Raw genomic sequence first — 13,777 nt, forward strand, 5'->3', positions numbered from 1 at the left:
ATGTGTCCCTTATTTAAACCAAAAACAGCAGAGCGAGAACCAGCACTGCACCCAGCCCCATAGAGGCGATATACCAGCGGACCTGTCCGTTTTCACTCAGGCTCAGTCCTTTGTTACTCCAGCGGGCAAACAGCGCAGGCAGATTCATCAGGCTGTTCAGCGGGTCACTCTGCAGCAACCAGCCCACCGCTTTGAACGGCTTAACAAAAATCGCATCATACAGGTCATCAAAGCCCCATGCGCGGAACCACCAGGCCGAGAAGAAGCGTCCCGGCGCGGAATTCGCAACCGCTGTCACCAGCGTACGACGGCCCAGCCAGAGCATTGCAGCCAGCACAATCCCCGCCACAGCAACCACACCGGAAATAATTTCGGTAGTCAGTTTGCCGTCAGCAGAACCGGTAATGGTTTCCGCCGGGAACACGCCGTGCAGCGGTTGCGGGATAAAGGCACCGGCGGCAGTGGAGAGCACCATCAGCACCAGTAAAGGGAAAGTATGGGTAAAGCCTTTCACCGCATGCGCCTGTGTATGCTCTTTGCCGTGGAACACGATGAAAATCATCCGGAAGGTATAGAGCGATGTCATAAAGGCACCGACCAGACCGGCGATAAACAGCGGGTTCTGACCCTGAACCACCGCGCCCCACAGGATTTCATCTTTACTGTAGAAACCGGCGGTGATGAGCGGCAGTGCGGCCAGTGCGGCACCGCCCACCAGGAAGCAGAGATAGACAAACGGAATTTTTTTCCGCAGTCCGCCCATCTTAAAGATGTTCTGCTCGTGGTGGCAGGCCAGGATCACCGAGCCGGAGGCCAGGAATAACAGGGCTTTGAAGAAAGCATGGGTCATCAGGTGGAAAATCGCCGCATCCCACGCCTGTACACCGAGCGCCAGGAACATATAACCAATCTGGCTCATGGTGGAATAGGCAAGAACACGTTTGATATCCGTCTGCACCAGTGCGGCAAAACCGGCCATCACCAGGGTGACAGCACCGACCACGCCGACTAAATGCAGCACTTCCGGTGATAACAGGAACAGCTCATGGGTACGGGCAATCAGATACACACCTGCGGTTACCATGGTTGCGGCGTGGATCAGTGCCGAAACCGGTGTCGGACCGGCCATGGCATCCGCAAGCCAGGTCTGGAGTGGTAACTGCGCGGATTTACCGACCGCACCGCCGAGGATCATCAGGGTCGCCCAGAAAATCAGGTCAGAACCGGCCGCGATATGCTGCGGAGCCAGAACCGCCAGTTCACGGAAGCTCAGGGTGCCCAGTTTATCCCACAGGATAAACATGCCGATCGCCAGGAACACATCACCGATACGGGTGACGATAAAGGCTTTCATTGCCGCCGCGCCGTTAGCCGGATTGGTGTAATAGAAGCCAATCAGCAGATAACTGCACAGCCCCACCCCTTCCCAGCCGAGGTACATCAGCAGCATGTTATCGGCCAGAACCAGAATTACCATACTGGCGATAAACAGGTTGGTGTAAGCGAAGAAGCGGGAGTAGCCCTCTTCACCGCGCATATACCAGGAGGCATACATGTGGATCAGGAAACCGACACCTGTGACCACACCAAGCATGGTCAGCGACAGGCCGTCCAGCACCAGGGTGACAGGGATGGAGAAGGAAGCGGTATCCATCCATGTCCACAGTGTCTGCTGATACACTCCGCCGCCGCTGGCGAAGAAATCCATCCCCGCCCACAGCGCCGTAAGTGCCGCAAGTCCCACCGAACCGGTGCCGATGGTGGCTGACACATTTTCTGACCAGCGGCCGCGTGAAAAGGCTAATAACAGAAAGCCAATCAGCGGCAGCAAAATGGTTAAAAAGAGTAAGTTCATCCGCGCATCTCACTGACTTTATCAATATCCAGATCCTGACGCTGACGATGCAATTGCAGCAACAGTGCCAGCCCGATACTCGCTTCAGCCGCCGCCAGGCTGATGGCCAGGATATACATCACCTGTCCGTCCGGCTGGTTCCAGTAGCTGCCGCCGACGACAAACGCCAGAGCCGCCGCGTTAATCATCACTTCCAGACCAATCAGCATAAACAGCAGATTGCGGCGGATCACCAGACAGGTGAAACCGAGGATGAAGAGCACAGCCGCGAGAATTAATCCGTGGTGCAGAGGGATCATGCTTTTTCCTCCGTGTTGCGCTGACTGACAATATCGCCGCCCGCTTTTTCGTCACGCCCGATGTGGTATGCCACCACCAGACCCGCCAGCAGCAGGAAGGAGGCCAGTTCAACCACCAGAACATACGGGCCGAACAGACTGATACCCACCTGTTTCGCGGTAACCACCTCACCGGCGATACCGTTATCTTTCAGAGAGCTGATGCCGTAAATCATCACGCCGAGCAGAACCGCCGAAAGCAGGCCCGGCCCCATCCAGACAGACGGGGACAGCCATTTGCGTTCCTGGTCGACAACCGCCCGCCCGAGGTTGAGCATCATCACCACAAACACGAACAGCACCATGATGGCACCTGCGTAGACGATAATCTCCAGTGCCCCGGCGAAATAGGCGCCGAGAGCAAAGAAGACCGCAGAGAGTGCCAGCAGCGACGTGATCAGATACAGCAGCGCATGCACCGGGTTGGTCTGTGTGATCACACACAGCGTGGCCAGAATGGCGATCAGTCCGGCGACATAAAAGGTAATTTCCATGTATTTTCTCCCCTTATGGCAGCAGACTTTTCACATCAATCGGCCTGGCTTCATTGTCGGCTTCGCCTTTGGCTTTGCCCGCAACCGCCATCCCGGTTTTGTGATAGAAGTTATAGTCAGGATATTTACCCGGACCGGAGATTAATAAATCTTCTTTTTCATACACCAGATCCTGGCGCTTAAACTCACCCAGTTCGAAATCCGGCGTCAGCTGGATAGCGGTGGTCGGGCAGGCTTCTTCGCATAATCCGCAGAAAATGCAGCGTGAGAAGTTGATGCGGAAAAATTCCGGATACCAGCGGCCGTCCTCATGTTCTGCTTTCTGCAGAGAGATACAGCCAACCGGACATACCGCGGCGCACAGGTTACAGGCGACACAGCGCTCCTCACCGTCCGGGTCGCGCGTCAGCACAATCCGGCCGCGGTAGCGCGGCGGCAGGTAAACCGGCTCTTCCGGGTACATCTGGGTTTCGCGTTTATGGAAGGCATGAAGCCCTATCATCCAAATACTGCGTACCTGGGTGGCGAAACCAACCACTAACTCTTTCAATGTCATGGTTCAATCACCCCTTATTGAGCTATCAGGATCACGGCTGCTGTCACCAGCAGGTTTATCAGTGTCAGCGGCAGACACACTTTCCAGCCGAATGACATCACCTGGTCATAACGCGGTCGAGGCAGCGACGCACGGATCAGGATAAACATCATCATAAAGAAAGCGGTTTTCAGCGCGAACCAGACAAACGGCGGCAGGAATGGTCCGTGCCAGCCCCCGAAGAACAGCGTCACAATCAGGGCGGAAACTGTCACGATACCGATATATTCCCCGACGAAGAACAGACCGAACTTCATCCCCGAATATTCAATGTGATAACCGTCCGCCAGTTCCTGTTCAGCTTCCGGCTGGTCAAACGGGTGACGGTGACACACTGCCACGCCCGCAATCGCAAAGGTGATAAAGCCGAAAATCTGCGGAATGACGTTCCAGACTGTGCTCTGCGAGTTGACGATATCCAGCAGGTTAAAGGAACCCGCCTGCGCCACCACACCCAGAACCGAGAGTCCGAGGAACACTTCATAACTGACCGTCTGCGCCGATGCACGCATTGCGCCGAGCAGTGAGTATTTGTTGTTACTCGACCAGCCCGCGAACAGCACGGCATACACCGCCAGTCCCGCCAGCATCAGGAAGAACAGGATCCCGATATTGAGATCCGCCACCACCCAGTCCGGGCTGACCGGCACAATTGCAAAGGCCAGCAGCAGCGAGGTGAATGCCACCATCGGTGCCAGGGTGAAGATAAAGCGATCAGCGAATTTCGGTGTCCAGTCCTCTTTAAAGAACATTTTGATCATGTCCGCGACCAGCTGGAGCGACCCGCCCCAGCCCACACGGTTCGGCCCGTAACGGTTCTGGAACAGCCCCAGCAGGCGGCGTTCACCGAAGCTCATAAAGGCACCGCAGGTCACAACCACCAGCAGGATCACAATGGCTTTGAAAACATTAATCAGCACATCGATTAATTCAGGTGTAAACCAGCTGCTCATTGTGCCACCTCCTGCAGATTAACCGCCGCACCCGCCAGTACCGGCGAAATGCCCGGCATACCCAGCGGCAGACCGATTTGCCCGGCTGTCAGTTGTGTGCTGATGCGCACCGGCAGTGTCAGTATGCCGTCAGACAGCTGTACCGACAGAATCTGACCTTCCGCCACATTAAGCTGCTGTGCATCCTGTGCATTTAACATCACATAGCTGTCCGTCATACGTTCCTGAATCACCGGCGCCCGCTGTGATAACTCCTCACTGCCGAACAGGTGATAATACGGCGCAACCGTCCAGACATTCTGCTGCGGCGCAAATGCCGCCGGGATGGCGCTGAAATAATCCATACCGCCGTCTTTTTCGCTGAACAGACGCACACCCGGATCACCGAAACGCAGATGACCGCCTACTTCCGCCTGGAATTTGTTCCATGCCTGCGGTGAGTTCCAGCCCGGCGCCCAGGCAAACGGAATTTGCTGACGCGGTGCTGCCGGGCTGTTGTTCCCCTCCATCGAGAAGGCAAACGCCGTGTCTTTATCCTGCGGCTGACGCTGCTCGTGTACACTGACATTCGCCAGCATCGCGGTACGCCCGCTGTAGCGGTGCGGCTCACGGGCCAGTTTCTGTCCGCGGATACGGAATGCGGCATCCGGTGCGGCATCTTTGATACCGGCCAGGTGCGGCATCTGCTCAATGCAGGCATCAATCACATGATCAAGCTGTGACCAGTCACGGGTGTTTTCATTGAGATCATTGTACAGGGCAGTCAGCCAGCGCCAGCTTTCATGCATAATGATAGATTTGTCGTAGAAGGATGGCTCATACACCTGGAAGAAACGCTGTGCACGGCCTTCGTGGTTGATGAGTGTGCCGTCACTTTCCGCAAAACTGCTGGCGGAGAGGATAAGTGATGCTTTATCCATGATGTCAGTGCGCTGATGATCCAGCACAATCACATTTGCTGCGGCATCCAGCGCACGGTCAACGGCGGCTTTATCCGCATGGCGGTAAAGATCGTTTTCCATCACCACCACGGTGTCCGCGCTGCCGTCTGCCAGCAGAGCCAGTGCTTTATCCAGCGGCTGCGCTTCTGTCATCGCGGCACCAAAGCTGTTGGCTTCCGCGCCGACAAAGGTCAGCCCGGCATCAATGCCTTTATCTTTCAGTGCCCAGGCCACGTTTGCCGCAGCCTGAATCAGTGCATCACTGCCCGGATTGCTGCCGCTGATAATCAGCGGTTTTTTCGCACCGTTCAGCGCCTGTGCAATCATTTCAGCCTGTGCTTTCACATCCGCAGGTAAATCCGTGACTGCCGGCGCGGTGTTATCAATGATATTAGCAACAGCAAAGCCCAGACGCGCCTGGTCATCCACCGGCGCGTTGTAGTGCAGTGCCGCCACATCTGCCAGACGGGTGGTATCCACCGCCGTGACAAACAGCGGGTATTTCGCACGCTGACCGATATTCTGGATAGCGGCAATCTGCCAGTCCGCCACTTTCTGTGCTGCGGCCATTTCGCGGGCTTTGCCCTTCACGGCCTGACGGACAGAGAGTGCCACACGGGCAGCGGTCTGGGTCAGATCTTCACCCAGCACCAGCACGGCATCATAGTTTTCCATCTCACGCAGTGACGGGGTGTAGATACCGCCCTGCTGTAAGATTTCCAGCATCATTTCCAGACGGTGCTGTTCACCGGCTGACAGGCCGCTGAAGAAGTTTTCCGCCCCGACCAGTTCACGCAGTGCAAAGTTGCTTTCCACACTGGCACGCGGCGAACCGATACCGATGGTGCGTTTCGCGTGATACAGCATATCTGCCGCCGCGCGTTCTGCCTGCTCCGCATTAATAGTAAGCCAGTCATCACCACGGCGCTGCTGCGGCTGACGCGGACGGTCATCACGGTTGACATAACCGTAACCGAAGCGGCCTTTGTCGCAGAGGAAATAATGGTTGATGGTGCCGTTATAACGGTTTTCGATACGGCGCAGTTCGCCGTAACGCTCGCCCGGGCTGATGTTACAGCCGACGCTGCACTGCTGGCAGACGCTCGGTGCAAACTGCATATCCCATTTGCGGTTATAACGTTCAGAGTGGGTTTTGTCGGTAAAGACCCCGGTCGGACAAATTTCCACCAGGTTACCGGAGAATTCACTTTCCAGCGTGCCGCTTTCCGGACGCCCGAAGTACACGTTGTCGTGTGCGCCGTAAACCCCGAAATCTGTACCGTCCGCATAATCTTTGTAGTAACGGACACAACGGTAACAGGCGATACAGCGGTTCATTTCATGTGCAACAAACGGCCCCAGCTCCTGATTCTGATGAGTACGTTTTGTGAAGCGGTATTTGCGCACTGAATGCCCGGTCATGACGGTCATATCCTGAAGATGGCAGTTACCGCCCTCTTCACAGACAGGACAATCGTGCGGATGGTTGGTCATCAGCCATTCCACCACACTTTCCCGGAACTTTTTGGCTTCTTCATCATCAATCGAGATAAAGGTGCCGTCCTGTGCCGGTGTCATACATGACATTACCAGACGACCACGGGTGTCATCGGCATTCTGATATTGCTTTACCGCACACTGGCGGCAAGCGCCGACGCTTCCCAGCGCCGGATGCCAGCAAAAATACGGAATATCAAGTCCGAGCGAAAGACAGGCATGCAGCAGGTTATCCGCGCCGTCGACTTCATATTCTTTGCCGTCTACATGTATTGTAGCCATAGTCAGCATGCTTCCAAAAGGCCTGCTATGCAGGCGTTAAACGAAAATCCGTAAGGGATCACCAGCGCTGCTTCAGCAGGTTCGGCTGGATCCCGGCAATGGTCTGCACGTTGCCGTAAACCGGCTGTACGATCCCCGCTTCAAATTCATCACGGAAATATTTGATCGCACTCTGTAACGGCTCTACCGCGCCCGGCGCGTGTGCGCAGAAGGTTTTACCCGGTCCCAGGAAACGACATAATTGCTCTAATGTCTCAATGTCTCCCGGCTGGCCTTCCCCTTTTTCTATTGCGCGCAGAATTTTCACGCTCCACGGCAATCCGTCACGGCACGGTGTACACCAGCCGCAGGATTCGCGGGCAAAAAATTCTTCGAGGTTACGGGTCAGTGACACCATGTTGATTTCATTGTCCACCGCCATTGCCAGCGCCGTTCCCAGACGGCTACCCGCTTTGCCGATATGCTCGAAATCCATCGGTAAATCAAGGTGATCCTGTGTCAGAAAGTCTGTTCCCGCACCACCCGGCTGCCAGGCTTTTAAGGTCAGTCCGTCGCGCATGCCCCCGGCGTAATCCTCGAGGATTTCACGGGCGGTGGTGCCGAACGGCAGTTCCCAGACACCCGGATTTTTCACGCGGCCGGAAAAGCCCATCAGCTTGGTACCGGCATCGGTACTTTTGCCTTCACTCAGACCGATATACCACTCTTTGCCGTGTGCCAGAATCGCCGGTACGTTACACAGGGTTTCGACGTTGTTGACACAGGTCGGTTTACCCCACACCCCGGAACTGGCGGGGAACGGTGGTTTGGAGCGCGGATTGGCGCGGCGGCCTTCCAGGGAGTTAATCAGCGCGGTTTCTTCCCCGCAGATATAACGCCCTGCACCGGTGTGCACAAACAGCTCGAAATCAAACCCGCTGCCGAGGATATTTTTCCCCAGCAGACCGGCGGCTTTCGCTTCTTCAATGGCATGACGCAGGTGTTTCGCTGCCTCAATGTACTCGCCGCGCAGGAAGATATAGCCCCGGTATGCTTTCAGGGCGAAGGCGCTGATCAGCATCCCTTCCACCAGCAGGTGCGGCAGTTGTTCCATCAGGAGCCGGTCTTTGTAGGTACCCGGTTCCATTTCGTCGGCGTTACACAGCAGGTAACGGATATTCATGCTCTCGTCTTTCGGCATCAGGCTCCACTTCAGACCCGTGGAGAACCCCGCACCTCCGCGGCCCTTCAGACCCGCGTCTTTGACAAGACTGGTGATCTCATCCGGTGCCATGCCTTTCAGGGCGCGTTCCGCCCCCGCATAACCGTTTTTACTGCGGTATTCATCCAGCCACACCGGCTGATGGTCGTCGCGCAACCGCCAGGTGAGAGGATGCGTTTCCGCAGTACGGCAAACCGTTTTCACTGTCATGGATACTGCTCCAGTAACGTTTCAATGGCTTCAGGCGTAACGTGACTGTGGGTATCTTCATCAACCATCATGGTCGGCCCCTTGTCACAGTTTCCGAGGCAGCAGGTCGGCAACAGCGTAAAGCGGCCGTCAGCGGTTGTCTGTCCCGGCTGAATATTCAGTTTGCGCTCGAGTGCGGCCTTGATCCCCTGGTAACCGGTGATGTGGCACACCACGCTGTCACAGTAACGGATCACATGACGGCCGACCGGCTGACGGTAGATCTGGCTGTAGAATGTCGCCACACCTTCCACATCACTCGCCGGGATGCCCAGCACATCGCTGATGGCGTAAATCGCGCCGTCTTCCACCCAGCCACGGTGCTTCTGTACGATTTTCAGGGCTTCGATGGAGGCGGCACGCGGATCTTCGTAATGGTGTTTTTCCGCTTCGATTTCGGCGCGCTCTTCGTCACTCAGCACAAAATCAGGTTGTTTTCCGGCTGGCTGCGCCGCATTCACTGCGCCTTGCAGTGCTTTTTTTGCTTCAGGGTTCAGTTCTTGCATAATCAGCGATCCACATCCGACATAACGAAATCGATACTTCCGAGGTACACAATCAGGTCAGAAACCAGGCTGCCGCTGATCACTGACGGGATCTGCTGCAGATGGGCATAACTTGGTGTACGGATTCGGGTACGGTAACTCATGGTGCTGCCGTCACTGGTCAGGTAGTAACTGTTAATCCCTTTCGTGGCCTCAATCATCTGGAAAGATTCCTGAGCCGGCATCACCGGACCCCATGACACCTGGAGGAAGTGGTTAATCATGGTTTCAATATGCTGTAACGTGCGCTCTTTCGGCGGCGGCGTGGTCAGCGGGTGATCCGCCTTGAACGGCCCTTCCGGCATGTTTTTCAGGCACTGTTCCAGAATGCGCAGACTCTGGCGCACTTCTTCCACTTTCAGCATCACGCGGTCATAGCAGTCGCCGTTGGCGGCAACAGGCACTTCAAAATCGAAATTCTCATAGCCGGAATACGGACGCCATTTACGCACGTCGAAATCAATCCCCGTGGCGCGCAGACCGGCACCGGTCACCCCCCAGTCGAGGGCTTCTTTCGCGTTGTAAGCGGCCACACCGACGGAACGGCCTTTGAGGATGGAGTTTTTCAGTGCGGCAGTGACATAGGATTCCAGACGTTTCGGCATCCAGTCGAGGAAATCACGCAGCAGGCGATCCCAGCCTTTCGGCAGATCGTGTGCCACGCCGCCGATACGGAACCAGGCCGGATGCATACGGAAACCGGTGATGGCTTCCACCACATCATAAACTTTCTGGCGATCGGTAAAGGCAAAGAAGACCGGCGTCATCGCCCCGGTATCCTGAATAAATGTACTGATATACAGCAGGTGACTGTTAATACGGAACAGTTCTGACAGCATCACGCGGATCACATCCACACGTGCCGGAACTTCAATCCCCGCCAGTTTTTCCACCGCCAGCACATACGGCATCTCGTTGACGCAGCCGCCGAGGTATTCGATACGGTCAGTGTACGGAATGTAGCTGTGCCAGGACTGGCGCTCGCCCATTTTTTCCGCACCACGGTGGTGGTAGCCGATATCCGGCACACAATCGACAATCTCTTCACCGTCAAGCTGAAGGATGATACGGAAAGCACCGTGAGAAGACGGGTGGTTCGGGCCGAGGTTCAGGAACATAAAGTCCTCGTTCTCGTTGCCGCGTTTCATGCCCCACTCTTCCGGTTTGAAGGTCAGCGCCTCCATTTCCAGATCTTCTTTCTGTTTGGTCAGGACAAACGGATCAAATTCCGTTGCCCGCGCCGGGTAATCTTTACGCAGCGGATGCCCTTCCCAGGTCGGCGGCATCATAATACGGCGCAGATTCGGGTGTCCGTCGATAATGATACCGAACATTTCCCAGGTTTCGCGCTCATACCAGTTTGCATTCGGGAATGCGGAAATCACCGTCGGCACATGCAGATCGTTTTCACTCAGCGCCACCTTGAGCATGATATCGCGGTTACGCTCAATGGAAATCAGGTGATAAAACACGGAATAGTCCGCCGCAGGCAGACCTTCGCGATGGGTGCGCTGGCGCTCATCCGTCCCGTGCAGATCGAACAGCATCACATACGGTTTCGGCAGCGATTTAAGGTAAAACAGTACTTCCAGAAGCTGCTCACGCTTCACCCAGACGACCGGCATCCCGGTACGTGTCGGCTGAACCGTAAATGCGTCAGGACCGAACTTACGGCGCAGTTCCTCAATTACCGGATCATCCAGGTAATCGTGAGTCTGCCACGCGGGACGCTGTGCGGTCTGCGTATTACTTTCTGTCATCATTCTTCACCACAACAGTTGTTCAGGGTTCAATGGACGCAACACATTGCAAATATTGCGCCCGGTGGCCCGAAAGCCTTAAATTTCGTCCGGGGAGCGCAGATTGGTCACTGCAATCCGTTCACCGCGTTTTCTTTCTTTTTCTGACTGCATATTGGCGCGGTAAACGCCCTGATCACCCACCACCCACGACAGCGGGCGGCGCTCTTTTCCGATAGATTCCTGCAACAGCATCAGCGCCTGCATATAGGCTTCAGGACGCGGCGGGCAGCCCGGGATATACACATCCACCGGAATGAATTTATCCACGCCCTGCACAACGGAGTAAATGTCATACATACCGCCGGAGTTGGCGCAGGAGCCCATGGAGATAACCCATTTCGGTTCCAGCATCTGGTCATACAGGCGCTGAATAACCGGGGCCATTTTGGTAAAGCAGGTTCCGGCCACAACCATAAAGTCCGCCTGACGCGGGGAGGCACGCAGCACTTCCGCACCGAAACGGGCAACGTCGTGCACCGCCGTAAAGGAGGTCACCATCTCTACATAACAGCAGGAAAGACCGAAGTTATACGGCCACAGGGAGTTTTTACGGCCCCAGTTAACCATATCGTGTAATGCATGCTCGAGTTTCCCCATATACACGCTGCGGTGAACGTGCTGCTCAAGCGGGTCACTGACAACCTCTTGTTTTTGCAGGGGATAACGGTCATTCTCACCGTTTGGATCGATGCGGGTGAGCGTATAATCCATCTTGTGCCTCACTATTGACTACGGTTGATTGTTATTGATTTTGTTCACAACGCTCGGGTGTTTCACCTCGCGGCGCGAACGTGCAGGAGTCCAGTCCAGCGCGCCGATACGTGCCAGATAGAAAAGACCTGCCAATAACACCAGAATAAAGATCGCGGCTTCGGTGAACCCTATCCAGCCCGATTCTCTGACCGAAACAGACCAGGCGAAAAGGTATAAGGCTTCAACATCGAAAATCACGAAAAACATGGCAACCAGGTAGAACTTTGCAGACATCCGCAGACGTGCGCTGCCGACCGAGTCAATACCTGATTCGTAAGGGAGATGTTTGGCGCGTGCTTTTGCACGGCCCCCGAGATAACGGGCGCCCAGCAACATAAATGCACATAACCCGAGAGCACCTAAAAGATAGATGGCAAATGCCCAGTTATGGGCCAGAACTTCAGTGGCTGTTGACATACTCATTGCTTACTCATTAAAGGTGGTGTTGCCTGCCGTACCTGCATACAGCACCACAGCGACACACGAGAGGAACAACTCAGTGGCGGATACAACACTTATCGTGATGAGAAAGCCGGTAACCCGGATTGTTCCCCGCTCTTCCCAATTTTGTTACAAACAGTCAACTTAAGATTAACTCGTTGTGCGACTTTATCGCTAAAACGTGTCAGTAAGTAACTAAATTGAAAATTAACTTTATTATATTAACGGATACATCGCTTTTACTAACCCATTATCTCAGGAAAAACCTGTCTTTCCACCGGTAAACAGGGGCAATATTTTTGATCTCAATCACAGTTTGGCTGAAAATTATTTAACAAATGATTAATTCATAACCATTTCTTAAAACCTGAGAAAACAGGTCAGGTTTTTAACAAAGTTTTATTGCAATGTAATGAGCACTGTTAATTTTGGCAATCACAGAACATGCGTTTTGTTAACATTGTAACAAACAAGTAAACAAAACTGCGATGCGGCGCTTAAAACGGCATCAAAAACCTGAACGCGGCGTGATGCTGTTAACATTTATATGATATTTCCGCGCAAGGGGGAGAGGATACAAAAAAGCCGGGGGAAATGATCCCCCGGCTGTGTGTCTGACTGTCACAAATTATGTCAGTCAGGCGTCAGATTATGACAGCGTTACTCCGCTGTTTTGTCATCGTCAACCGGCGTGACAGTATACGGTGTCTTCTTGTTTTCAATGGCCTGGTACACCGTCAGCACTGACTCGCTCTGCTCGTCGCTGTTGCGGTATAACCAGTACTGAATTTCCGGCAAACGCGGCAGCCCTTCGCTGACGCTCAGAATACGCAGGTCGGCATTCTGCATTTCCAGCGGACGGGCTGTGATCCCGACTTCGGCATTCACCGCCGCGCGGACAGCAGAAAGTGATGCTGCCTCGTAAGCAATCCGCCACTGCACCCCTGCTTCATCCAGGGTTTCAGCCGCGAGATGACGGAACGGGTTGGTTTCGTCCATCACCACCAGCGGAATCGGCTCATTCGGCTGTAACTGAAAATCCGGCGCACAATGCCACAGCACCGGCGCGGTACGCAGAGCAGTACGCGGGTGATGGGCAATACGCGCGGTGGTCAGCGCCAGGTCAATCTCGTGGTTATCCAGCATACCTTCAATGTACTGGCTGCGTTTGATGCGGACATCAACCGCCATACGCGGGTATACCGATGCAATACGGTTGAGTAAGAAAGGCAGCAGTGAGTCAACGGAATCATCGGATGCACCGATACGTAACTCCCCTTCTGCGTCGTTATAGGCCAGTGATGCGGTGGCATCATCATTTGCCCGCAGGATCTGACGGGCGTAACCTAACAGTTGTAACCCATGGTCGGTCAGTAATTTGTTACGACCATGACGCGCAAACAGTTCGCGCCCGACAAGCTGCTCGAGACGCTGCATTTGCTGACTTACGGCAGACTGGGTGCGGCATACTGCCGCAGCTGCCGCTGCGAAGGTGTTCAGATCCGCGACTGCCACGAACGTCCGCAGCAGATCGAGATCCAGGTTTAACACTGGACGGTTTGAATTTATCATTGTTTTTTCTTCACTAATTTTGATTTTTAATAACTACCTGGTGTTTATTGGCGTGAAAAATTGCTTCGCCAACGAAGACATTACCCTATACATAAGGGTAGAGTAAAACATAACTAACACTAACAAAAATACGTAACTGTGAGTAACTCCATTATGTAATGCTGCATACTAAAACAGCAGACCTGCTATACAAACACACAAATTTTTCGTATCTTACAACACTGTTTTCCGGATATTACGAAATAAGACAGTTTGTAAC

At 54.3% G+C, this 13,777-nt stretch carries 12 protein-coding genes; all 12 read right to left on the reverse strand.

Annotation, left to right across the window (positions count from 1 at the left end):
* Window positions 1–13 precede the first annotated feature (13 nt).
* Window positions 14–1,855 (reverse strand): NADH-quinone oxidoreductase subunit L, encoded by a 1,842-nt coding sequence (gene nuoL / locus ACSBQN_RS07940; protein WP_036405863.1) that lies wholly within the window; start codon window positions 1,853–1,855, stop codon window positions 14–16.
* Window positions 1,852–2,154, reverse strand: a complete 303-nt coding sequence (nuoK, locus tag ACSBQN_RS07945; protein WP_004235168.1) for an NADH-quinone oxidoreductase subunit NuoK — start codon at window positions 2,152–2,154, stop codon at window positions 1,852–1,854. The genes nuoL and nuoK overlap by 4 nt, the downstream gene beginning before the upstream one ends.
* Window positions 2,151–2,687 (reverse strand): NADH-quinone oxidoreductase subunit J, encoded by a 537-nt coding sequence (gene nuoJ / locus ACSBQN_RS07950; RefSeq protein ID WP_004235166.1) that lies wholly within the window; start codon window positions 2,685–2,687, stop codon window positions 2,151–2,153. The genes nuoK and nuoJ overlap by 4 nt, the downstream gene beginning before the upstream one ends.
* Window positions 2,688–2,700: 13 nt before the next feature.
* Window positions 2,701–3,243 (reverse strand): NADH-quinone oxidoreductase subunit NuoI, encoded by a 543-nt coding sequence (nuoI, locus tag ACSBQN_RS07955; protein WP_024473345.1) that lies wholly within the window; start codon window positions 3,241–3,243, stop codon window positions 2,701–2,703.
* A gap of 14 nt (window positions 3,244–3,257) precedes the next feature.
* The gene (nuoH, locus tag ACSBQN_RS07960; protein WP_354633255.1) at window positions 3,258–4,235 is read right to left on the reverse strand and encodes an NADH-quinone oxidoreductase subunit NuoH; all 978 of its coding nucleotides are present in this window, start codon (window positions 4,233–4,235) and stop codon (window positions 3,258–3,260) included.
* Window positions 4,232–6,964, reverse strand: coding sequence for an NADH-quinone oxidoreductase subunit NuoG (nuoG, locus tag ACSBQN_RS07965; RefSeq protein ID WP_434991644.1), 2,733 nt, complete (start codon window positions 6,962–6,964; stop codon window positions 4,232–4,234). Before nuoG ends, nuoH begins: the two co-directional genes overlap by 4 nt.
* 49 nt (window positions 6,965–7,013) lie before the next feature.
* Entirely contained in the window at window positions 7,014–8,366 is a 1,353-nt protein-coding gene (nuoF, locus tag ACSBQN_RS07970) for an NADH-quinone oxidoreductase subunit NuoF (RefSeq protein WP_004239866.1), read from the reverse strand.
* On the reverse strand, window positions 8,363–8,911 hold the full coding sequence (gene nuoE / locus ACSBQN_RS07975) for an NADH-quinone oxidoreductase subunit NuoE (RefSeq protein WP_004235157.1): 549 nt from the start codon (window positions 8,909–8,911) through the stop codon (window positions 8,363–8,365). The genes nuoF and nuoE overlap by 4 nt, the downstream gene beginning before the upstream one ends.
* Window positions 8,912–8,913: 2 nt before the next feature.
* Window positions 8,914–10,710 (reverse strand): NADH-quinone oxidoreductase subunit C/D, encoded by a 1,797-nt coding sequence (nuoC, locus tag ACSBQN_RS07980; RefSeq protein WP_036406509.1) that lies wholly within the window; start codon window positions 10,708–10,710, stop codon window positions 8,914–8,916.
* 78 nt (window positions 10,711–10,788) lie between these two features.
* A complete protein-coding gene (locus ACSBQN_RS07985) occupies window positions 10,789–11,463 on the reverse strand; it encodes a NuoB/complex I 20 kDa subunit family protein (protein ID WP_004235152.1) in 675 nt (224 codons plus the stop codon).
* Between the two features lie 18 nt (window positions 11,464–11,481).
* Complete coding sequence (locus ACSBQN_RS07990) at window positions 11,482–11,928, reverse strand: NADH-quinone oxidoreductase subunit A (RefSeq protein WP_004235150.1); 447 nt, start codon at window positions 11,926–11,928, stop codon at window positions 11,482–11,484.
* Between the two features lie 678 nt (window positions 11,929–12,606).
* Window positions 12,607–13,518: a transcriptional regulator HexA gene (gene hexA, locus ACSBQN_RS07995; protein WP_004235149.1), complete on the reverse strand. Its 912-nt coding sequence runs from the start codon at window positions 13,516–13,518 to the stop codon at window positions 12,607–12,609.
* Window positions 13,519–13,777: the final 259 nt, after the last annotated feature.

Origin of the sequence: Morganella sp. B601 (genome assembly GCF_051172335.1) — a bacterium.
In the GTDB taxonomy this organism is placed as follows: domain Bacteria; phylum Pseudomonadota; class Gammaproteobacteria; order Enterobacterales; family Enterobacteriaceae; genus Morganella; species Morganella morganii.

Coding starts and splice junctions, on each gene's coding strand:
- nuoC (WP_036406509.1), bottom strand. CDS start 10,710: ATGACAGAAAGTAATACGCAGACCGCACAGCGTCCCGCGTGGCAGACT.
- nuoL (WP_036405863.1), bottom strand. CDS start 1,855: ATGAACTTACTCTTTTTAACCATTTTGCTGCCGCTGATTGGCTTTCTG.
- nuoE (WP_004235157.1), bottom strand. CDS start 8,911: ATGCAAGAACTGAACCCTGAAGCAAAAAAAGCACTGCAAGGCGCAGTG.
- hexA (WP_004235149.1), bottom strand. CDS start 13,518: ATGATAAATTCAAACCGTCCAGTGTTAAACCTGGATCTCGATCTGCTG.
- nuoF (WP_004239866.1), bottom strand. CDS start 8,366: ATGACAGTGAAAACGGTTTGCCGTACTGCGGAAACGCATCCTCTCACC.
- nuoJ (WP_004235166.1), bottom strand. CDS start 2,687: ATGGAAATTACCTTTTATGTCGCCGGACTGATCGCCATTCTGGCCACG.
- nuoK (WP_004235168.1), bottom strand. CDS start 2,154: ATGATCCCTCTGCACCACGGATTAATTCTCGCGGCTGTGCTCTTCATC.
- ACSBQN_RS07990 (WP_004235150.1), bottom strand. CDS start 11,928: ATGAGTATGTCAACAGCCACTGAAGTTCTGGCCCATAACTGGGCATTT.
- ACSBQN_RS07985 (WP_004235152.1), bottom strand. CDS start 11,463: ATGGATTATACGCTCACCCGCATCGATCCAAACGGTGAGAATGACCGT.
- nuoG (WP_434991644.1), bottom strand. CDS start 6,964: ATGCTGACTATGGCTACAATACATGTAGACGGCAAAGAATATGAAGTC.
- nuoH (WP_354633255.1), bottom strand. CDS start 4,235: ATGAGCAGCTGGTTTACACCTGAATTAATCGATGTGCTGATTAATGTT.
- nuoI (WP_024473345.1), bottom strand. CDS start 3,243: ATGACATTGAAAGAGTTAGTGGTTGGTTTCGCCACCCAGGTACGCAGT.